At 37.4% G+C, this 19,841-nt stretch carries 23 protein-coding genes and 1 tRNA gene; 9 read left to right on the top strand and 15 right to left on the bottom strand.

Annotated features, from left to right (window positions below):
• Positions 1–52: 52 nt before the first annotated feature.
• The 5 genes from AC27HL_RS10135 to AC27HL_RS10115 all read right to left on the bottom strand — a co-directional run bounded on the left by AC27HL_RS10135 (position 53) and on the right by AC27HL_RS10115 (position 3,870).
• Positions 53–829, bottom strand: coding sequence for an HvfC/BufC family peptide modification chaperone (locus tag AC27HL_RS10135; RefSeq protein WP_487080867.1), 777 nt, complete (start codon positions 827–829; stop codon positions 53–55).
• 75 nt (positions 830–904) lie between these two features.
• On the bottom strand, positions 905–1,750 hold the full coding sequence (gene bufB, locus AC27HL_RS10130) for an MNIO family bufferin maturase (RefSeq protein WP_487081215.1): 846 nt from the start codon (positions 1,748–1,750) through the stop codon (positions 905–907).
• A gap of 55 nt (positions 1,751–1,805) precedes the next feature.
• Positions 1,806–2,276 carry a BufA2 family periplasmic bufferin-type metallophore gene (gene bufA2, locus AC27HL_RS10125; protein WP_487080866.1) on the bottom strand — a complete coding sequence of 157 codons (471 nt, stop codon included), beginning with the start codon at positions 2,274–2,276 and terminating at the stop codon, positions 1,806–1,808.
• Between the two features lie 45 nt (positions 2,277–2,321).
• Positions 2,322–2,924, bottom strand: a complete 603-nt coding sequence (locus tag AC27HL_RS10120) for an HvfX family Cu-binding RiPP maturation protein (RefSeq protein ID WP_487080865.1) — start codon at positions 2,922–2,924, stop codon at positions 2,322–2,324.
• 589 nt (positions 2,925–3,513) lie between these two features.
• Complete coding sequence (locus AC27HL_RS10115; RefSeq protein WP_487080864.1) at positions 3,514–3,870, bottom strand: DUF2750 domain-containing protein; 357 nt, start codon at positions 3,868–3,870, stop codon at positions 3,514–3,516.
• 343 nt (positions 3,871–4,213) lie between these two features.
• Between AC27HL_RS10115 and AC27HL_RS10110 the strand changes: the two genes are divergently transcribed.
• The 3 genes from AC27HL_RS10110 (at position 4,214) to AC27HL_RS10100 (ending at position 6,781) form a co-directional block, all read left to right on the top strand.
• Positions 4,214–4,873, top strand: a complete 660-nt coding sequence (locus AC27HL_RS10110; RefSeq protein WP_487080863.1) for a PEP-CTERM sorting domain-containing protein — start codon at positions 4,214–4,216, stop codon at positions 4,871–4,873.
• Positions 4,874–5,007: 134 nt separating this feature from the next.
• Complete coding sequence (locus AC27HL_RS10105) at positions 5,008–6,174, top strand: GNAT family N-acetyltransferase (RefSeq protein WP_487080862.1); 1,167 nt, start codon at positions 5,008–5,010, stop codon at positions 6,172–6,174.
• Between the two features lie 13 nt (positions 6,175–6,187).
• Positions 6,188–6,781, top strand: a complete 594-nt coding sequence (locus AC27HL_RS10100) for a DUF938 domain-containing protein (RefSeq protein ID WP_487080861.1) — start codon at positions 6,188–6,190, stop codon at positions 6,779–6,781.
• Positions 6,782–6,982: 201 nt separating this feature from the next.
• Here the strand turns inward: AC27HL_RS10100 and AC27HL_RS10095 are convergent, their stop codons facing one another.
• Both AC27HL_RS10095 and AC27HL_RS10090 read right to left on the bottom strand, forming a co-directional pair.
• Positions 6,983–7,156 (bottom strand): hypothetical protein, encoded by a 174-nt coding sequence (locus AC27HL_RS10095; protein WP_487080860.1) that lies wholly within the window; start codon positions 7,154–7,156, stop codon positions 6,983–6,985.
• A gap of 24 nt (positions 7,157–7,180) precedes the next feature.
• A complete protein-coding gene (locus tag AC27HL_RS10090) occupies positions 7,181–7,858 on the bottom strand; it encodes an alpha/beta hydrolase (RefSeq protein WP_487080859.1) in 678 nt (225 codons plus the stop codon).
• Between the two features lie 236 nt (positions 7,859–8,094).
• On the opposite strand from AC27HL_RS10090, the gene AC27HL_RS10085 reads away from it, so the two are divergent.
• The 4 genes from AC27HL_RS10085 to AC27HL_RS10070 all read left to right on the top strand — a co-directional run bounded on the left by AC27HL_RS10085 (position 8,095) and on the right by AC27HL_RS10070 (position 12,389).
• On the top strand, positions 8,095–9,213 hold the full coding sequence (locus AC27HL_RS10085; protein WP_487080858.1) for a c-type cytochrome: 1,119 nt from the start codon (positions 8,095–8,097) through the stop codon (positions 9,211–9,213).
• A gap of 87 nt (positions 9,214–9,300) precedes the next feature.
• The gene (locus AC27HL_RS10080) at positions 9,301–11,853 is read left to right on the top strand and encodes an intermembrane phospholipid transport protein YdbH family protein (protein WP_487080857.1); all 2,553 of its coding nucleotides are present in this window, start codon (positions 9,301–9,303) and stop codon (positions 11,851–11,853) included.
• A 2-nt stretch (positions 11,854–11,855) separates the two neighbouring features.
• Positions 11,856–12,038 carry a YnbE family lipoprotein gene (locus tag AC27HL_RS10075; protein WP_487080856.1) on the top strand — a complete coding sequence of 61 codons (183 nt, stop codon included), beginning with the start codon at positions 11,856–11,858 and terminating at the stop codon, positions 12,036–12,038.
• Between the two features lie 9 nt (positions 12,039–12,047).
• Positions 12,048–12,389: a YdbL family probable chaperone protein gene (locus tag AC27HL_RS10070; RefSeq protein WP_487080855.1), complete on the top strand. Its 342-nt coding sequence runs from the start codon at positions 12,048–12,050 to the stop codon at positions 12,387–12,389.
• Positions 12,390–12,445: 56 nt separating this feature from the next.
• Here AC27HL_RS10070 and sigX read toward each other — a convergent pair whose 3' ends face one another.
• The 3 genes from sigX to AC27HL_RS10055 are packed head-to-tail and all read right to left on the bottom strand — an operon-like array spanning position 12,446 to position 14,062.
• A complete protein-coding gene (gene sigX / locus AC27HL_RS10065; RefSeq protein ID WP_487080854.1) occupies positions 12,446–12,985 on the bottom strand; it encodes an RNA polymerase sigma factor SigX in 540 nt (179 codons plus the stop codon).
• Positions 12,986–13,001: 16 nt separating this feature from the next.
• Positions 13,002–13,826 (bottom strand): mechanosensitive ion channel family protein, encoded by an 825-nt coding sequence (locus tag AC27HL_RS10060; RefSeq protein WP_487080853.1) that lies wholly within the window; start codon positions 13,824–13,826, stop codon positions 13,002–13,004.
• Entirely contained in the window at positions 13,826–14,062 is a 237-nt protein-coding gene (locus tag AC27HL_RS10055; RefSeq protein ID WP_487080852.1) for a hypothetical protein, read from the bottom strand. The genes AC27HL_RS10060 and AC27HL_RS10055 overlap by 1 nt, the downstream gene beginning before the upstream one ends.
• Before the next feature lie 310 nt (positions 14,063–14,372).
• Here AC27HL_RS10055 and AC27HL_RS10050 point away from each other — a divergent pair, with 310 nt between their 5' ends.
• Both AC27HL_RS10050 and AC27HL_RS10045 read left to right on the top strand, forming a co-directional pair.
• Positions 14,373–15,431: an OmpA family protein gene (locus AC27HL_RS10050; protein WP_487080851.1), complete on the top strand. Its 1,059-nt coding sequence runs from the start codon at positions 14,373–14,375 to the stop codon at positions 15,429–15,431.
• A gap of 89 nt (positions 15,432–15,520) precedes the next feature.
• Positions 15,521–15,682: a hypothetical protein gene (locus AC27HL_RS10045; RefSeq protein WP_487080850.1), complete on the top strand. Its 162-nt coding sequence runs from the start codon at positions 15,521–15,523 to the stop codon at positions 15,680–15,682.
• 550 nt (positions 15,683–16,232) lie between these two features.
• Here the strand turns inward: AC27HL_RS10045 and AC27HL_RS10040 are convergent.
• The 5 genes from AC27HL_RS10040 to folP form a co-directional block, all read right to left on the bottom strand.
• Positions 16,233–16,317: transfer RNA gene (locus AC27HL_RS10040), tRNA-Leu, on the bottom strand.
• 12 nt (positions 16,318–16,329) lie between these two features.
• Entirely contained in the window at positions 16,330–16,725 is a 396-nt protein-coding gene (secG, locus tag AC27HL_RS10035; RefSeq protein WP_487080849.1) for a preprotein translocase subunit SecG, read from the bottom strand.
• Between the two features lie 4 nt (positions 16,726–16,729).
• Positions 16,730–17,497 (bottom strand): triose-phosphate isomerase, encoded by a 768-nt coding sequence (tpiA, locus tag AC27HL_RS10030; RefSeq protein WP_487080848.1) that lies wholly within the window; start codon positions 17,495–17,497, stop codon positions 16,730–16,732.
• A 127-nt stretch (positions 17,498–17,624) separates the two neighbouring features.
• Positions 17,625–18,962 (bottom strand): phosphoglucosamine mutase, encoded by a 1,338-nt coding sequence (glmM, locus tag AC27HL_RS10025; RefSeq protein WP_487080847.1) that lies wholly within the window; start codon positions 18,960–18,962, stop codon positions 17,625–17,627.
• Positions 18,963–19,032: 70 nt separating this feature from the next.
• Positions 19,033–19,812 (bottom strand): dihydropteroate synthase, encoded by a 780-nt coding sequence (folP, locus tag AC27HL_RS10020; RefSeq protein WP_487081214.1) that lies wholly within the window; start codon positions 19,810–19,812, stop codon positions 19,033–19,035.
• Positions 19,813–19,841 lie beyond the last annotated feature (29 nt).

Here is a 19,841-nt window from a genome sequence, read left to right as displayed (position 1 = left end):
AAAGCGTAAGAAAACTTAAGCCTGTTCAATATATGAACATATTATAAAATTATCAAAGGTTGGCGATTATTCCGTCATCTATCCATGATAATAAATAATTCAATGCCAGTTGGCTAACCTCTTGCTCTGACACTTGTGAAAGTAAAGCCTGGCATAAATCAGCAAAATTATGACCTTCAAGCATCATACAAATTAAGCTTTGCTCTTGCTGAGCAATAGATCTGAATTGGGTTAACCTGTCATTATTACGCCATAATAACCAAGTGCTGGCCAGTTTCTTGGCTGGCTCTGGTGCTTGTTCTTGCTTTAATGCTTGCCAAGTTTCAACAGTATTATAATGGCAATTTATAAGCTGAACACTGGGGTGAAATCGAAACACTAAATCGGGCCATTGCTCATGTGGTGTTTGTAATAATAATTCTCGGCTGAAACGCTTTGCATCTGCGGCGTCAAATGCCGTCATTAACAAACGTTCAAAATGTGCTAACTCTGAAATTATTGGGTGCTCATTAAATGGGGCATGATTGGCCAAAAATTGAGGTAAAAAGTCTGCATAATTTCTCAATGAGGTATTGTTAGATGGGTATGCTTTAATATAACCAATAACCATTTGCTCAAATAAATCGTCACCTAAATACATCCCTAGTAGCTGATGGTCATTATCTATAGTTTCTTTTAAACGCATTTGATAAGCATTTTTATAAATATGTAAACGTGCATCACAACTTATATTACCTTGCGCTACCACCTGCTTGGCAATTGCTAACTCGTCATCCATTAGGTAATTCATCATCTGTTGCTGGAGCGCTTGTAGTGAAAGTTCAGTCACGTTATTTAAATCTCAATTTATAAGGCTAAAATTATATTAAAAAGCTATCTGCTAACACCACAAGAAAAAGAAAAATTACGCCGTTAGAATTGACGGAATGGTACCAAGTGTTTTAGTAGCAATTTCCCGAGCGACGTCAACTTCCGCTAACAGTTCAGCCAAAGGGGGAATATTATCATCTCGTTCTATCATAGTGCTGACCCATCCAAAACGTTGCAGTGCTTGTTTATAAAGCTGCCAAACAGGGTCGGCAACAGGATGATCGTGAGTATCAATAACATAGTCACCATAATCACTGTGTCCTGCCAAATGAAATTGTTTCACTTTATCTTTATCAATACCATTAAGATAATCTTGTGGAGCAAAATTATGGTTACGAGCACTGACATAAATATTATTGATATCAAGCAATATTTCACAGCCTGAGCGACGTGCAACTTCATTGAAAAACTGCCATTCCGTCATTTCAGAGCTTTTATAGGTTAAATAACTAGAGACATTTTCTAATAAAATAGGACGGCCTAAAAATTCTTGTACTTGCTCAATGCGCTGGCATACATGAATTAATGCTTCATCATTGTACGGCAATGGTAATAAGTCATGACTATTTTTCTCATGTGCCCCTGTCCAGCATAAATGATCAGAAATCCACTGCGGTTGTAATTCATTAATTAATACTTTGAGTTTGCGTAAATAATCAAAATTTAAAGCATCAGTCGAGCCAATTGACAAGGAAACACCATGCATCACCATAGGATACAGCTCTCGAATGCTATGCAAATAATGTTTAGGTTTACCACCGTCAACCATAAAATTTTCAGACACGACTTCAAACCAATCAATTGCCGGCTTGTTATCAAGAACATCTTGAAAATGCTCTGTTCTTAAACCTAAGCCAAAGCCCAAAAAGTGTTCCGGAATATCGCCGTTAGAAAAGGAGAGCGAGTGCTCTCCTTTGTTGTTTTTTACAGCTTGCTTATTCGCCAACTGTACCTCCAACATCATCACAAGCTTGCGCTGATAACGCAACAAAACCATGGCCTTTACATGAAGCTTGACCTTTACAGGCATTTTCAGCGGTTTTACAGTCGTTATGTCCTTTACAAACATTAACGCCATAACAATGGGTTAGCTCAGCGGTGTTAACTTCCCCGCGCCAATCGTCTTTAACTGTTCCACCAATATCGTCACAAGTTTTTGTCGACATAGCAACAAAACCGTGGCCTTTACACGACGCTTGGCCCTTACAAGCATTTTCAGCGGTTTTACAGTCGTTATGACCATTACATTTATTAACACCGTAACAATGTGCCATTTCAGCCGTATTTGAGTTAGACGCTGCAGTTTTGCTAGATGATTCAGCTGTCACTGCTGAACATCCCATCAAACCCGCTACAGCAAGGGCTACAGCAGCGCCTTGAAATTTAGTTTTAGCATTTTGATTCATTTTATTCTCCGGAGGTACTAGTACATTATTTTGTTATATTTAATATTATGCTTCTGGCATTACTTTTCGCTTAAACCAATAATCAAGACTGACATAACGTCCGCCACCGATAAAAAATAGTGCCAATAGCATAATGAAATACGTTGCGGCAAACTCAATACCGTTATTTAAAATGGTAATGCTGCCACTACTGGTTAACCACTCATAATTCCCGTGCTCTTGCAAAATAGAGATAATAATTTCTTTTTTCTCTACCGATGCTTCAACACGTTCATTTGCAAATGGTGCATTAGCATCAGCAATTGCTTGCCAACCGTATTGTCCATGAACACTGGTCATGGCAATAATCATGGTAAACATCATAGGAACGGCCATTAAACGAACACCAAACCCCAGCAATAATGCAATAGCACCAATAACTTCAGCACCAATGGCCAAAATGGCTAGCACAAATGGAAAAGGCAAACCTAGGCCCCAATCATCATTACCAAACCATTGAACAATATTGTCAAAGCCTTCAATTTTATGCGTACCTGCCATCCAAAAAATAGGAACCAGATACAAACGCATCAATAACGGAGCTAAAAAGTCTAACTTCTTGGTTGAATTTAATACGTTGTAACCTTTTTCCAATATTGCTTTCACCATATTTATTCCTGTCATTCATCTATGTAAAGTTTAACTTTAGTCCAAATTAATCAATGTCTAAATAATTAATTAAAGCTAAATGTTTTGCTAACAGCCTAATTTGACCCGATAAACTGAAGCGCCATTTCAAATTAATTAATGAAAATCTCAGTAAATAGCACACGGAAATTAATTTGAAATTTTTATCAGGAAATATCGTTCGACAATTTGAACTTGCATAATTTAATCGGAAATGAAATTAACGACTGAACCAAAAACAAAGATAAATAATTGAATTTAAATAACTTTAAAAACTTTAAAAAAAAATCAAAGCATAAATATTGAAATAGAGAATTTCTCACGATGGCCAAAAGCGATAATGAAAAATAAATTATTCTTTTATTTAAAATTTTCCGACTATCTGTTTATCAAGACGACTTTTACACCAAATTTTATTGCATTCATGCAAGATAAAAGAGTATTAATTTGAAAACAAATGCAATAATTGTGGAAAGCGTTTGGGGAAAATAGACACTATAATGAGCCCATTTTTAAGTGGTTAAAAAGCCGATATATTAAAAAAAATCGGCTTATTTGGCATCAGGTTTATCTATAAGGTTTCAATTTCGGCTAGTGCTTGGGTAAAATCAGGCAACTCTAATTCAAAACAATCTTCGTTTTCTTGCCAGTCAAGTCCAATAATTACCGCATCTTCTAACAAGTCTTCAACCCAAAACTCCATCCAATCAGCAATACTAATTTGAGCAGGAATATAATCTGCCCACTCTTCAACACAATGCTTTTTCGCTAAGTCTTCTGAAGACCATAATGGCATCACTTCTGTATTTTCAAAGTTAATAGAGTCAAGTACTACCCAGTCTTCACTGGCTTGATCTTGCAGTGCCCAAAATGTTTGAGAGTCTTTAATGTGTTTAATGAAAGTGTTCAATATAGTTGTTGCCGACATGAGATTCATTTACCCGTAAAATTTGTCGCCATTATACGGTGACATAAGTTATTACTCAATGTAGTAAATTCTACTTCCCCCACTTTAAAGCCCATGTACTTTACTTTGCATTTCGCAAAATAATTTTCGCAATTTGCAAATTTGCCATAGTAAACTTTTGCAAATTGCATAAAACAACATGCTGTATGTTAGTTAACAAAGCTATCAGCCCTAACCAATAAACACAAAAAACCTCTGTTTTACAATTACTTATACAACTAAAAACAAAATAAACATGAACAAAAGTCGGTGTTGGTATGCATGCTGCAAATTTTAAGTAACCGTGAAGAGTGAGGATATGAATATGAGATACTTTAATAAAGCTGCAGCACTTATGTTACTAGCATTTGCAACCACAACAAGTGCAACATTAATCTCGCTAAACAATAATACTCCCGTTAAGCCATTAGTATTAGATGAAAGCTTTACGGACTTTTACGATTACAATTCAATGTGTCATCGTTGGTCATCAAATACAGGGTTTGAAATAAACGATGGCATTGTCATGTTCTTTGCAGAGTACAATGATGACTTAGCTTTATTTACCTTGGTTGATAAGCCAGGAGAAGGCGATGGTGGTAAAGCTAAGATGCGAATAAATAACATGAGTAATTTTGGCGATATTCTATTTAAAGATGATCCAGGAGATAAGCAAGTTACCAATGGTATTAACTGGCGATGGAACTCAGGTAAAAATGACGGCATGATATTTCAATTATTTGATATGAAAAATTTTGATATTGATATTAGTTTTAGTGACTTGTCTGGCCTTACGAATGGCATTACTTTTTTATCGTTTGATCAGCCGCTAGCATTAAGTGGCTTTGCCAAAGATGATGTAACGCCGAATACAATAAATATGCGAACTTCTTTTTCCGCACAAAGCCAAGTACCAGAGCCAACATCTGTTGCCTTATTCGGTTTAGCACTAGTTGGGTTAGCCATTAGAACTAGATCAAGCTAAAAGGTATATTTTTCTTAATATAGTTAAGTAGATAGTGTGTAATGCATACTATCTACTATTTTTATTACTAGCTTAAAAAGCAATAAACTTCTGTTAAGCTACAAATAACTTTAGTTAACATAACAGTAGATAGTTTGAAAATTGAAATTGTAGACAGTATAGAAAAAATCAAAGTTCGTGACTGGCAACAACTTGCAAATAAATCGTCATTTTTCTCAAGCTATCAATTTTTTCAATGTTTAGAAAATAGTCACTCTGTTTCCACGAAGCAAGGTTGGCAACCTCATCACCTCAAATTTACCAATATAAACAAAAAATTAGCCACACACTCTGTTGATGCTATCTTACCAGCTTATATTAAATCTCATTCTTGGGGCGAATATGTTTTTGATTGGGCATGGGCTGACGCTTTTCATCAACATAATCTAGCTTATTACCCTAAGTTGGTCGCGACTATCCCGTTTACGCCAGTATCGAGTAATAAGTTGTTATCTAATAAAATTCCACAGCAACAGCTCTTTGCTAATTTAACTGAGCACTGCCAACAACTATCGCTAAATAGCTGGCATATATTATTTGCTCAAACCACAACCAACAGTGCAACACAGTCAACCTGTTTAACTGAGAATAACATTTTTCAGCGTAATACTGTGCAATTTCTTTGGCTTAATTATGGTTATCAAAATTTTGATGATTTTCTCGCAAAATTTACCGCAAGAAAAAGGAAGAATACTCGAAAGGAACGCTTATCTATCGCTCAGCAAGGTATACAAATACGGCGCATTTATGGCAAAGATATAAGTGAGAAGGAGTTAGCGTTTTTCTACTTAACATACCAGCTAACTTACATGAAGCGAGGTCACACCCCGCACCTAACATTTGAATTTTTTCAATCGATAATCAAACAATTACCAGACAATATTTTGTTAGTTATTGCTACTAACGCTGAAGGTGAGGATATTGCCAGTGCTTGGTTTTTCTACGACAATGAAAATTTATATGGTCGTTACTGGGGCTGTACTAAATCTTATAACAATTTACACTTTGAATTGTGTTACTACCAAGGGATAGAGTTTTGCATTGAAAACAAACTGGCCTTATTTCATCCCGGCACGCAAGGTGAGCATAAAATTCAGCGCGGATTTGAACCTAAGTTAACAACGTCTTATCATTGGATAAAACACCCTGCATTTAGGCCGGCTATTAAAGCTTTTTGTTTGCAAGAACAGCAACAAATGCAAAACTACAAAGCACTGTGCCAACTAAGACTACCGTTTAAAGCACTCAATACTGAAACATAATGAGCGTAAATATATGAATAAGCCATTCTCTCAAGCATGTGAAAATAACAAACCGCATATTTTATCCGTCTTGTTAACTAGCCTTCAAAGAAGTAAAAATCTGCTAGAAGTCGGCTCTGGTACAGGGCAACATGCCGTTCATTTTGCCGCTAATATGCCTTGGCTAACATGGCAAACCAGTGATGTTATTGATAATCACCAAGGTATAAATTTGTGGCTTAATGATTTTCCAGCAAAAAATTTATATGCCCCTATAGAACTCGACTTAAACAACCCGTGGCCAATTAAGCAGGTTGATGCTATTTACACCGCTAATACTTTGCATATTGTTAGTTGGCAACTGGTACAGGCATTCTTTCAAGGGGTTGAACGCCACCTTAGTGCGGAAGGTAAATTATGTATATACGGGCCATTTAATTACCAAGGTAAATTTACCAGCGACAGTAATGCCGCCTTTGATCTTTGGCTTAAAGAACGTGATGCGCAAAGTGGCATTAGAGACATAGAAGCAATTATTGAACTTGCATTACAAGCAGGGTTACACCTAGAAAATGACCATGAAATGCCTGCAAATAACCGCCTGTTAATATTCAAAAAGCTTAACTAAGCTGAGCTAGAGATAAGCAAAATGCTACTGTTGATTGTATGCTGATAATACGATGAAATGGTTGTGTTTTTCATTACGCCGAGTTCGGGTTAACGAAGCACAGAGTCATAAAATGTAAAAATGCGCTAGTCGATGAACTAGCGCATTTTTATATCATTAGCTTAACTTGCTCTAAGCCAAGCTCAATTAAAATAGCAAAATTTATTCATCAAGAACTTTTACCGACACCTCAATTGACTTAGCGCTACCAGCAACCCATTTCTGCAAATAAACACTGCCTAGCACTTCGGCTTTTCCAGCCTCTGGCACTTCTTTATATCGAATGCTATTTTTATTTTCTTTTTCAAAACTTAACTTAACTTTCACTTCTGACATTGGCTTCGCCCTTGAAAAATTTATCTACGCTAAGTTTAACTGTGTGCTTAACCAATCAGCAATATCACGAATTTGATTCGGATGAACATTGTGTGCCATAGGGTAAGTTTGCCATTTAACCGGATAATTCTTATCTTTCAATAATTTATTCGCCATTTTACCGGCACTTACTGGCACTACATCATCATTGTCACCATGCTGTTGTAGTATAGCGGTTTGGCTATTAGCAGCACTTAACTGCTCAGGTAGCGCATCCGCATTTGGTAAATAGCAAGACAATGCCATAATGCCCGCCAACTTTTCAGGGTAGCGTAAACCAGTAAACATGCCAACGACACCACCCTGGCTAAAACCTGCTAAAACAATATTACTCGCAGGAATACCAGCGTCTATTTGCTCTTTAATAAGGTCTCTTACTTTAGTTTCAGACTCAATAACGCCAGCCATATCTGCACGATTATGTAAGTCCATACTTTTAATGTCATACCAACAGCGCATAACATAACCTTGGTTAATGGTTACCGGTTGCTGTGGCGCATGTGGAAAAACAAACCTTACTGAATGATTATTGGGTAATCTTAATTCAGGAACAATAGGTGCAAAACCATCACCCGAGTCCCCCAATCCATGTAGCCAAATTACACAAGCTGTTGCAGGTACTTTAGGTTCGATGGTTATACGATCTAACGGAGCAGTCGACATGCTTCCCTCTTAATGTTTAAGTTTTCTAATTGCCGCTATCATACCGTTTCTAACGAACGTGATACAAGCAACTGCATCAATAAAAATCGATTAAGTAAATCAAAACCTAACAACTAAAAATACAGTTTGAATATTTAATTGTTACTAGAGTTTTCAATTACCTATTAAACATTGACGCTGCGCATTGAGCACCATACAGTTACACCATAAGTTACCTAAATAGCGCTGGAAGTACCATGAAAAATCAACAATTAACTGCGACAAAAATGTCGAAAATAGTAAGTTTATTTTTCATGATATGGTTACCGAGTATGGCGTTTGCTCAACAGCAAGATCGCAGCACAATACCTCCACCACGAAAACTAACCGCAGAGCAATCAAAAGTTGCCGCCGCTAACTATCAAAAATATTGCTCGCTTTGCCATGGTGAAAATCGCGAAGGACATGCTAATGACCATGCCCCTTCTTTACGAAGCAAAAGTTTAATGGAGTCTGGTGTTGCTCACCAAATATTACGCCCTATGTCATATGGTCGAAAAGGCACAGCAATGGGGGGCTATTTAGATGAAGTTGGCGGGCCAATGACGTTAGCTGAAACGTGGGACCTTACCTATTGGTTATTTGAAATGTCTGGTGTTGAGCGTTTAAAGTTCTCTACTAATCCGGTTATTGGTGATAGCAAAGCCGGTGCTTTAACTTATCAACAACATTGCACTGCTTGTCATGGCGATAAAGGCCAAGGCGTTACAGCGCCAGCGTTAACAAATCAATCAGCACTGGCACACAACACAGATGAATTTATACGTCACGCGATAGAAAATGGTCGTCAAGATACGCCTATGAAACCGTTCAAAGATATTCTATCTCAAACGGAAATCAACAACATTACCGCTTTCTTGCGCAGTAAGTCACTAGGCTGGAAAGACGAACGAACCATACTTAAAGCGCTACCAACACCTGAGCAATACGTTATTAATAAAAACGGCCAAGATCCAAACTTTACCTTGCAAGATAACATGTACGTTTCTTCTGAACATCTATTTGAAGCGCTAAAAGCAAATAAAAAAATGGTTTTGCTAGATACCCGCGTACCATCAGTTTGGCAAACCGCACATATTGAAGGTTCAATTCCATTCCCTTACTACGCCGACTTAGATGAGACCGTAGCCGGTATTCCAAAAGATGTGCAAATAGTGGCTTATTGTTCTTGTCCACGAGCGGCGGCAGATCACACAATAAAAAAACTAAGAAGGCGTGGTTACACCCGAACAGCTGTTTTGTGGGAAGGTATATTCGGTTGGATGAATTTAGGCTACCCTGTTATGCGTGGAAACATCGAAGGAGTTTCCAACTAACAAAGTTAATGGTGCATAATTTAATTAGCTTAACTTAGAAGGCATCTTTGCAATCCCCTAAAACCAAACCGCATAACGGAGACCTAAGTGCGACTTATTAAGGTTACATTAGCAAGCGTTTTTATCATTTTTACGGCTCTAGCTATTGCCTACAGTGCCCGAATTAATATCATCAATAGTTTTGCTAATGAACAACTGAATCACTACCAAATAAAAATAAGCTGTTTGCAAGTAAGCCTTAACAGCAAACTTGCTTTAGTGATCGACAAACTATGTTTGCAACACCCCAAAGCTGAATTAAATATAAAACAAGCAAGTTTAAAGTGGCGTTATAACGCCGCAATAGAAATCACTGATATTGACATAGATAAAATAACAATTTCAGGCTCTGAACACTTATTTTCCCGTATAGAAACTCCAATTATTAGCGATAAGCAAACAAACACCAGTGCTTTAACACAACAAATTGCCACAGTATTGCAGCCTATTTTTGAGCAAATACGGCAACTGCAAGCGCCAAATATCAATATAAATGCGCTAACTTATATGCCATTTAAAAGCTCAGAAACTCAATATCAAGGAAAGTTCACCTTAACAAACAACAAGGCTTTATTGTTATTGCGTAATAAGGCTAATAACGACATTGCGCAAGTAGTATTGAACAAGCAACAGCAAAATATATCCCTTGCTGTCACAAGTAATATCAAATTACTTAAAAACTTAATTACATCACACCAACTTCCAACAACGGCTGAAATTGAAGAAACCATTAAAAATATTCAAATGTCAGGCACACTTAACTTAAAAGTAAACCAGCAAAAAAATACTCTAACATTTACAAACCAATTAACTGAATTATCGGTAGCATCAAACGATGCCATAGCCAATAGCGGTGTATTTCACTTAACTGGTGCGCTAGGCTTTACGGGAACATTGCCTTTAGAAGATAGTGACAATAAAAAAGCCTTGCAGCTAACCTTTGCTGACAAAAACTCTCTGTCACTAATTTATCAACCAAATAGCCTATTAACATTATTGGAAAAAAATCAGCTGTCACCAGCGATAATCACCTTACTGAAAAATAATCCTGTCGATGAGGTAAAGTTAACCCTGCCAAGCAACAGCTTATTTACCTTAACTAATAACAATGTAAATCTTAGTCGTATTATACTAAGTGCAAATAGCGAGCATGGTATTCACCACATAAAGCTAAGCGATATAAACGCGGAATTAGCGAGTAATAATACAAGTTTATTTAACCATTTAGCTATTAAGCATTTTAACCTTAAAAGCCCATTGAAAATCAATGAGATAAAAGACTTTACCACACACCCTATTGCATTAAATTTAACGGGTTCATTAGAAAAATTAACAAATAATACAAGCATTAATTTGGCAGATATCTCGGCAATCACAACTCAAAACATATCTATCAAAAAAGCTAGCAAATCAGGCAATAGAAAATTACTCATGACTATAGATGAATTAAATACATCGTTAGCAGGAAACATTCAGCTATTGTCTGATAAAACAATTGAATTGAATTTAGCAATAAAAAATCGAGCAAAAAATTTAGTTGTCCCTAAAACCATGCAAATTAACACCTTTGACATAGCAAGTGAAATTAACGGCAACTTGGAAGATATCAACATAATTGCATCACTCAATGCCGACGACCTTGCCCTTGGCAACATTATGATTTCCGGCCCAGCATTATCGCCTAAAATCCAAATTGCAAAGCAAGCATTGCCATTAACCGATCTACTTTCATTAAACATACAACTACCAACAAAAGTAGAACTTATCGATGGCTTGTTAGATTACAACTTCTCAGGTCAAATAGCCGACTTTAAACAGCTAAACAATACTCCTTTTGAAGTTTCAGTGGCTGTCACCTCGGCCAGTGGCGATATTGACGGCATATGGTTGCAAGAATTAAATTGGCAGCAACATTTCACGCTACTTGCTGGCAAAATAACAACTCGACCAAGTTCAAAAGAGAATTTAACTGTTGAGTTAATTGAAACACCAACGCCTATTTCTAAGCTGTCATTTAATACAAATTGGCGTTTTAACAAAAGCTTTAGTTTTTCGGCAAACAAACTAAAAGCCAATGTTTTGGGAGGCAGTTTTTCAATCCCGAAAATACAATGGCCATTTGAGCATGGTCATTCAGTTGATGTTCAGCTTAACAGTATAGACTTAGAGCAAGTATTGGCATTAGATAAAAAACAAGGCATTGTAGTAACCGGTAATATTTCAGGCCAACTGCCAATTACTTTTGACGGTGAGAAATACACTATAGAAAATGGCGAACTGCACAATATTAGCAATGGCCTTATTCAGGTGATGGATAATCCTGCGGTTAATGAGTTAAAAGCCAATAACAGCCAACTGCAATTGGCCTTTGACGCTTTACAAAATTTACATTACCACCAATTATCCTCTGCGGTCTCTATGGCCGATGATGGTTATATGCTTTTAGAAACAATAATAAAAGGCCGAAATCCTGACATAGATAACGATGTTAATCTAAATTTAAATTTAAGTTACGACTTACTCGGCTTACTTGAATCTTTATCAATAACACAACGTTTCGAAGAAGGCCTTATTAAGGGTTTACAAAAAACTAAGGAGTAAACATGCGTAAAATACTAACCGTCGCGTTAGCTATTTTTATAATAACGGGCTGCACACATAAAGTAGAGGTGAGCGCAAAAGAGCCAATCACGATTAATTTAAATTTAAAAATTGATCATGAGATAAAAGTAAAAGTAGATAAAGAACTCGACGACATATTTAGTGAAGAAAGCGACGTATTTTAGGGAGATATAATGAACATTCTTAGCAATAAACTGATAAAAAAATTCAGCTGTGCCCTGTTAATTTCAACTATGGCGTTTTCAGCATGGGCTATTTCACTTAGTGAGGCCAAAAACCAAGGCTTAGTTGGCGAAATGCCAAATGGCTACTTAGGTGTTGTTGTTGACAGCCCTGAAGCTAAAAGTTTAGTCGCTAGCGTCAATAAAAAGCGTAAAAGCATTTACATGAACTTAGCAAGAAAAAACAAAATTACCATGCAACAAGTAACCGCGTTAGCTGGTGAAAAAGCGTTAGCTAAAACTCAATCTGGCCACTTTATCAAAAATGCTGCTGGGCAATGGGTTAAAAAGTAATTTCTAATGCATAGTAAAAGGAGCGAACTAAGCCTCCTTTTACTATACATTAGCTTTTAATTACCTTGATCCATATGCTCGGTCAAAAATTCAATCATTCTTTTATGTCGCATTTTAACTGCCGATATTTTCATTTCACAAATATCAGCAATCTCTTGAAACTCTAACCCTGTTCTATATCTAAGCAACATAATGTTGCGGTCAATAAAAGATAATTTTTCCAGTAGTGACGATATAAGTAACGCCATATCTTCTTCGTTAGGTAGTTCTGCTTCAAGCGTATCAAGGTAACCATCGTCACTCTCATGTAATTCCCAACGACGCTCTCGAATTTTATTAATGCACTCATTGTGAGCAATTTTAAATAGCCAAACCTTAAAAGATACGATCCACTTAAAGCCCTTCAAATTTGTCAGGGCTTTTATAATCGTTTCTTGCACCACATCTTCAGCGTCTGATTGGCTATTGAGAACCTTTGCACAATACCCTTTTAATTTAGGTAAATATGGCATAATCAATTGCTGAAAAAACTTTGTGTCGTAGGGCAAACTCTCTTGCACTAACGCAACGAGCTGCCGCTCATTTAAAGCGCTCAAGTGAAAAGTAACCTAGCTACTGCTTAATCACTTTATTTGCTAAAAGAAAAGTATTTGGTACAGTTACAATACTTTCTTCTTCGGCCATCACTTTACTTGCCACACTACCAATTGAAACCAGTGTTCCTTTTACTTCCTTAACCTCAATACTGTCACCAACTTGATACATTTCCCGCAGATAAACCCCAGCAACAATTTCTTGTGCCATCGACTTAGTACCTATTCCTAAAGAAATAGCTGCTGCTAAACCAACACTGGCGATTACTACAGAAAGAATGTTATTTAGTAAGGAAACATCAATATCAAGCTGAGTTATTGAAAGGGAAACGGTTATAATAATAATAATGCCACGGCAGACTTCAGCAACAGAGCGGCCATAATCTACTCCCGTATTTTTCGCAGCAATTTTCACTCCATTGAAAACAATTTGTGCAACAAAGAAACCACACAATAATACCGCTAAAGCTGCAAGCAACTTAGGTAAAAATAGCGCTAATGTATCGATCAATCCCGATAACATTTTAAGGCCAACTATATCTAATGCCGCAAGTAAAAAAATCAGTAATATAAACGTAGAAATAATACTCGCGATAACTTGGCTTCCTTGAATATTAAGATCCATTTTTTTAAACAATAGATCTAAGCCAAGCTTATCTAAAAAGCTATTGAAGCCTATTTTGATCAATGACTTATTAAGAAAACGTTTAATCAATGAAGAAATAACCCAGCCAACAAGTAAAAATACCAGCGCGACAATTAAATCAGGCATAAATGTGACGACTTTGTGCCAAACAGCCATCAGGCCGTTATAAGTTTTTTCCGTAATATTTTCAGTGTCCATTATTTACTCCTATTCTGTGCCATGCTTTTAAATATTGGCTTTAATATCTTCATGAATATGCTGGCAAATACCACCCAAATTGAGGCCATACCTAGCGCGATTAAATCCTTACTGCCTTGCTGTACATTGACAGTGGTTACAGCTCGTTTAAATAATTCATCATCAGAAGTTACAAAAGTAATATCATCATCGTTTTCAAAACTCTTTGATAAATCTTGTTCAATATTTTTCATCATTTCCTCTAGCAATTTTTCAGTTGCCCTAACTAATAACGACGTACCGTCGCAAAAGTCACAATAATTTTCTATTTAGTTGTTAATTGTTACTTACAAATAAACGCCGGCGAATTTTACGCTAGTTTTCAGTTAATTTGTTCACAATTTACAGTATTGCAACGCTGAATTTATTTACTCGTAAAAACTACAGTTCCTTATCAAAAACTTATTTTATGTAAAAAAATAAATAAATTTGTGACTTTTCTAAATCTCTCCCGTTATAGCTAGCAGAAACTAATAAAAATTATTTAAATATAATCAAGGAATAACAATGAAAGCTTTTAAAATCTCACTTATCGCAGCCCTGATCAGCTCACCACTTGCTGCAGAAAACATAGATAAAACCTGGGAGGTTGGTGTATTTGGCGACTATATAAAATCAAGCACCAATAAAGAAGCAAAAAGCTCATGGCAGCAAATTGAAGCAGGAAAGTCTCTTGGTATCGACTTACAAAAAATCATAAATGACGACTGGAACATGCGTATTGAGCTAGCAAAAACTCGTTACGACGTAAAAAATGGCCATGGCAAAGACTATGGTAGTCGTGCCGGTATTGATGCCATTTATAAATTAAAAGACAGTGATTTATATCTTTTTGCCGGTGTAAAGCGCTTTAACAATGTAAAAAGTTACAATGCAGTAAACGTTGGCGCTGGCTACAATTTTCAAATTAATGACCGTTTCTCACTGTATAGTGAAGCAGCCATCTATAAAGATTTAGATTACGGCTTTGTTGACCAAGGTGTAAAGCTAGGTGTGAAATATGCTTTTGGTGAAACCCAACAAGCACCAGTAATTGCTAAGCCTAAAGCCGTAGAAAAACCTGTAGTTGAAAAAGCAACAATTCAAGTAAAAGTGCAAGATAGCGATAATGACGGTGTAAATGACGATAACGACCGCTGTGACAATACGCCCGCAACAGTAAAAGTCGACTCAAAAGGTTGCACGCTATATTCAGAAAGTGAAGTTGAAATTAGCCTTAACGTTGCCTTTGCCAATAACAGCTCAATTGTACAACCGGCAGTAGTAGATGACATTCAGCGCTTAGCTGACTTTATGAAAGAATACAAAAACACTTCCGTTGAAATAGAAGGACATAGCTCTGCCACAGGTAGTGCGAAATACAACTTAATGCTGTCACAAAAACGCGCCGATGCTGTTAAAACAATTCTTATTGAAAAATTCAATATTGAAAGTAACCGTTTATCAGCAAAAGGGTACGGACAACAGCAGCTACTTTCAACAGAAAATACGGCTGCAGCACACAAATTAAATAGACGTGTGGTGGCAAAAATAGCCACAACCACCAAAAAAGTAATGAGTAAATAACTAAAACATTTGGTTATTAAGAGCGAAGTTATAAGCATACTTCGCTCTGTTAATGCCTAAATATTTACACAGGTATGTTAGGAGTTGTCATGAAAAAAACAAACAAATCTTCACTGAAATTTATTGATAAAAATATCAAGACTAATGCTCAATCATTATCCTACCCGGTGCGGAAACTGCAAGATTACAAAGAACTTGAAAAGCAACGTGCAAATTCAACCGAGATTTCACATACCCAAACCGCTAAATGAAGCTTTCCCCCAAAATACTTAGAGCACAAAAGTGATAGACGTAGAACAATAGACAGCTAAAAGACTTATATTGCTGTAAGCCTTTTTATGATTTGTTACTATCGCAACCTCGAGATGAGACGGTAACTCATTGCAGAAATGAAAAAAATGCCGCATACAGCGCAAATAAAATTCAAAATATCCCTTTTAATCTGTGATTTTAATTACTACTGTTATTGTTTTCTTTGGCATTTTGACCTCGCTAGTTAATGGTATTTTACCTCAAACGAAGTCTCTAGTTAAATTATACCGTTACACTGTCGTTATCAGACAGTTTACATAACTTATTGCTAGACTTTATTTATTTGACTTGTGTACGAGTAAATGAAGTAACGATTCTAGCCATTTTAGTAGTTCTATTTGATGTCAAATTTAACTGGTACTACTAACAGAACTACTAAAAAACGCGGATTGCAAAGACCCCTATTGGATAACATTAGACACAAAAAAACCGAAAACCCTTTATAATTAGAAGTTTTCGGCTTTTATTGGTTCTTATCGAACCTGTATTTGGTGCAGATGGAGAGACTCGAACTCTCACGCCCTAAGGCACCACCCCCTCAAGGTGGCGCGTCTACCAATTCCGCCACATCTGCATATTTATTAAATTAGTTTGGTACGTCGCTATCTTTAGCAGCAGTATCATCACTTGCTGGCACATCAGCGTTGTCAGCTTTTGGCTCTATGCTTTCACTTGGAATAGCATCAGTTGCTGGAGCAACTTGACCAGCAGGAACCGCTAAATCATCAAAATCAGCGCCCGCTTTAACACGGTTCGCCGTTAAGTTACCTAACACTAAGCTGATAACAAAGAATGCAATCGCTAAATAAGTGGTAGATTTAGTTAAGAAGTTACCAGAACCACTTGAACCAAAAATAGTAGCTGAAGAACCAGCACCGAATGATGCGCCCATATCCGCACCTTTACCTTGCTGAATTAGCACTAAGCCAATTAAACATAAGGCAACGATCAAATACACTACGATTAACACTTGATACAACATTTTATTATCCCTTTGCTGCCGAACAAATTACTTTAAATTCGTCGGCTTTTAAACTAGCACCGCCGATTAATCCACCATCGATATCAGCTTGTGCAAATAATTCTTCACAGTTTGTCGCATTGACACTGCCACCATATAACAATGGTACTTTAACTGCGACGTTTTCATCAACTTTTGCGATAAATTCGCGAATAAATTGATGGGTTTCTTGTGCCATTTCTGGCGATGCTGTTTTTCCAGTACCTATTGCCCAAACAGGCTCATACGCAACAACAACATCTGCAAATTTTTCTATACCGATTTCGTCAATAACTGGCTGTAACTGCGCAGCTAAAACAGTTTCGGTTTGCTCTGCTACTCGCTCGTCTTCACTTTCACCTATACATAGAATAGGTTTAAGACCCGCATCTAACGCTGTTTTAACTTTATGCGCTACTAGCGTGCTTGACTCTTTATATATACTACGACGTTCTGAATGTCCTAGTATGACATAATTAACACCAACTTCTTGTAGCATTGCCGTTGATATTTCACCAGTAAACGCACCTTTAGCATGCTCATTTACATTTTGAGCGCCTAAGCTAAACGTTTTACTTAAGCTAGCCTTGGCACTTGCTAAACTGTATGCGGCTAAGTAAGGAGAACTAGGACAAACGACAACTTCAACATTTTCATTTAACGTAACGTTATTTAATTCTGAAACCATTGCGTTGACTAATGCTAAACTGCCATTCATTTTCCAGTTTGCTGCAACAATTGCGCGTCTATTCATTTTTCATTCCTAAATCAAAGCGGCGAGATATTAACTAACCTGTAGGCAAGTTACAAGTTTTTCAAGCAATATCTCGTTCATTTGCTCAATATTCGTTCGACACCCTAATTTGAGAGTTTAAATCAAATTAGCAAGCCTGCTTAACCGCTGCGGCAATTTCATTTGCTAAAGCACTAACTTCGTCGTGCTCAGGCCCTTCAACCATAACGCGAATAAGTGGTTCAGTGCCTGACTTTCTTAATAAAACACGTCCACGGCCAGTTAGTTTCTCATTAACTTGATGCACAGCAGAAACTACCGCTTGATTCACTAAAGGATCGTTATCGCCAGAGAACCTTACGTTAACAAGTACCTGTGGCAGCTTTGTCATACCCTGGCGTAATTCAAATAAGGTTTTACCTGAGTTACAAACTGCCGTTAGCACGTTTAATGCTGCGATAATGCCATCGCCCGTTGATGTATGATTTAAGTTAATCACATGACCTGAGTTTTCAGCACCTAACTGCCAACCTTTCTGTTTTAGCATTTCCATAACGTAGCGGTCACCGACTTTACTACGAGCAAATGGTACGCCCATATCGGCAAGTGCCAATTCTAGCCCCATATTACTCATTAACGTGCCAACAACCCCGCCGCGAATACTACCACTTTGTAAATCGTTACAAGCGATCACATAAACACACTCATCACCGTCAACCACATAACCGGTATGGTCCACCATCATTAGGCGATCACCATCACCATCTAGGGCAATACCCAAATCAGCTTTATGTTCAAGTACAGCAGCGCTAATGGCATCCATAGACGTTGCACCACAATCGTGATTAATATTAGTACCATTTGGTGAAGTACCTATTTCAATCACGTCAGCGCCAAGTTCACGAAATACGTTCGGTGCAATGTGGTAAGTTGCGCCATGGGCACAATCCACCACTATTTTCATGCCTTTTAGTGAAAACTGGCTTGGAAAGTTACTTTTACAAAATTCAATATATCGACCAGCGGCATCGTCAATTCGATTCGCTTTTCCTAGTTCTGCCGATTCAACACAACCCATTTCTTTATCAAGTTCAGCTTCTATTGCAAGCTCAACCTCATCAGGAAGTTTTTGACCATCTTGTGAGAAGAATTTAATACCATTGTCATAAAACGGGTTATGTGATGCACTGATCACTATACCAGCTTCCGCACGAAAGGTTTTAGTCAAATAAGCAATACCTGGGGTCGGCATTGGCCCTAACAAACCAATATCGATACCTGCAGCCGAAAATCCCGCTTCAAGTGCCGACTCCAGCATATAGCCAGAAATTCGCGTATCCTTACCTATTAACACTTTTTTTGTACCTTGCGCGGCTAACACACGCCCTGCTGCGTAACCTAATTTCATTACAAACTGTGGTGTAATAGGATATTGCCCTACTAACCCTCTTACGCCATCGGTACCAAAGTATCTTCTTTCTGACATTATAATCTCCATCGCGTTAAGCGCTTTGTCATTTCTATATTAATGTACAAATTATTATATTGGTTGCTGCCTATTGATATTCATTAACAGCAGTTAAAATTTTCAGTGCGTCTACGGTTTCTTCTACATCATGAACGCGAATAATACTTGCGCCACGCTGCGCAGCAATTATGGCAGCACTTAAGCTACCCGCCAGACGTTTATCAACATCTCGTTGCAATAAATTCCCTATCATGGACTTTCTTGAAACCCCAGCTAACAAAGGCAATTGCAAGCTTGAAAAGGCCGAAAAATTCGCAAGCAATTGATAGTTTTGCGCTAAGGTTTTACCAAAACCAAAACCAGGGTCTAATATCAACCTATCTCGCTCAATGCCCGCATCAACACATGCCTGAATACGTTGCTTAAAAAATAACACAATATCGTTTACTACCTCGTTATAGTGAGGTTCGTTTTGCATGGTTCTTGGTAGTCCTTGCATGTGCATTAAGCAAATAGGCACCTTACTTTTTGCCATAACCTCAAGACAACCTTCGTTTTGCAAGCCACGCACATCATTAATAATATCAGCGCCATTTTCAATGGCGGCACTCATTACCGAAGCTTTGCTGGTATCAATTGACACTAGTACCTTAAAGCGCTGCTTTATGGCTTTCAAAACCGGGATAACTCGCGCTAACTCATCTTCAACACTCACTTCAGCGGCACCGGGGCGAGTCGACTCGCCACCGATATCGATAATAGTTGCCCCGGCATCTATCATTTGCTGAACTTGGGCAAGTGCATTTTCAAAATGAGTAAATTGACCACCATCAGAAAACGAATCAGGTGTAACATTTAAAATACCCATCACTTGTGGCGTTGATAAATCTAGTATTG

This window comes from Colwellia aquaemaris (genome assembly GCF_057548755.1).
The sequence above is the reverse complement of the archived record's forward strand: the minus strand, read 5'-3'. Positions and strand labels throughout refer to the sequence as shown.

What these genes read in the sequence shown, in the direction of transcription:
- AC27HL_RS10050 (WP_487080851.1), top strand. Translation starts at nt 14,373, where the DNA reads ATGAAAGCTTTTAAAATCTCACTTATCGCAGCCCTGATCAGCTCACCA.
- folP (WP_487081214.1), bottom strand. Translation starts at nt 19,812, where the DNA reads ATGGGTATTTTAAATGTTACACCTGATTCGTTTTCTGATGGTGGTCAA.
- AC27HL_RS10070 (WP_487080855.1), top strand. Translation starts at nt 12,048, where the DNA reads ATGAACATTCTTAGCAATAAACTGATAAAAAAATTCAGCTGTGCCCTG.
- secG (WP_487080849.1), bottom strand. Translation starts at nt 16,725, where the DNA reads ATGTTGTATCAAGTGTTAATCGTAGTGTATTTGATCGTTGCCTTATGT.
- AC27HL_RS10120 (WP_487080865.1), bottom strand. Translation starts at nt 2,924, where the DNA reads ATGGTGAAAGCAATATTGGAAAAAGGTTACAACGTATTAAATTCAACC.
- AC27HL_RS10110 (WP_487080863.1), top strand. Translation starts at nt 4,214, where the DNA reads ATGAGATACTTTAATAAAGCTGCAGCACTTATGTTACTAGCATTTGCA.
- AC27HL_RS10100 (WP_487080861.1), top strand. Translation starts at nt 6,188, where the DNA reads ATGAATAAGCCATTCTCTCAAGCATGTGAAAATAACAAACCGCATATT.
- AC27HL_RS10045 (WP_487080850.1), top strand. Translation starts at nt 15,521, where the DNA reads ATGAAAAAAACAAACAAATCTTCACTGAAATTTATTGATAAAAATATC.
- AC27HL_RS10090 (WP_487080859.1), bottom strand. Translation starts at nt 7,858, where the DNA reads ATGTCGACTGCTCCGTTAGATCGTATAACCATCGAACCTAAAGTACCT.
- AC27HL_RS10115 (WP_487080864.1), bottom strand. Translation starts at nt 3,870, where the DNA reads ATGTCGGCAACAACTATATTGAACACTTTCATTAAACACATTAAAGAC.
- glmM (WP_487080847.1), bottom strand. Translation starts at nt 18,962, where the DNA reads ATGTCAGAAAGAAGATACTTTGGTACCGATGGCGTAAGAGGGTTAGTA.
- AC27HL_RS10075 (WP_487080856.1), top strand. Translation starts at nt 11,856, where the DNA reads ATGCGTAAAATACTAACCGTCGCGTTAGCTATTTTTATAATAACGGGC.
- tpiA (WP_487080848.1), bottom strand. Translation starts at nt 17,497, where the DNA reads ATGAATAGACGCGCAATTGTTGCAGCAAACTGGAAAATGAATGGCAGT.
- AC27HL_RS10060 (WP_487080853.1), bottom strand. Translation starts at nt 13,826, where the DNA reads ATGGACACTGAAAATATTACGGAAAAAACTTATAACGGCCTGATGGCT.
- AC27HL_RS10055 (WP_487080852.1), bottom strand. Translation starts at nt 14,062, where the DNA reads ATGATGAAAAATATTGAACAAGATTTATCAAAGAGTTTTGAAAACGAT.
- bufA2 (WP_487080866.1), bottom strand. Translation starts at nt 2,276, where the DNA reads ATGAATCAAAATGCTAAAACTAAATTTCAAGGCGCTGCTGTAGCCCTT.
- AC27HL_RS10085 (WP_487080858.1), top strand. Translation starts at nt 8,095, where the DNA reads ATGAAAAATCAACAATTAACTGCGACAAAAATGTCGAAAATAGTAAGT.
- AC27HL_RS10095 (WP_487080860.1), bottom strand. Translation starts at nt 7,156, where the DNA reads ATGTCAGAAGTGAAAGTTAAGTTAAGTTTTGAAAAAGAAAATAAAAAT.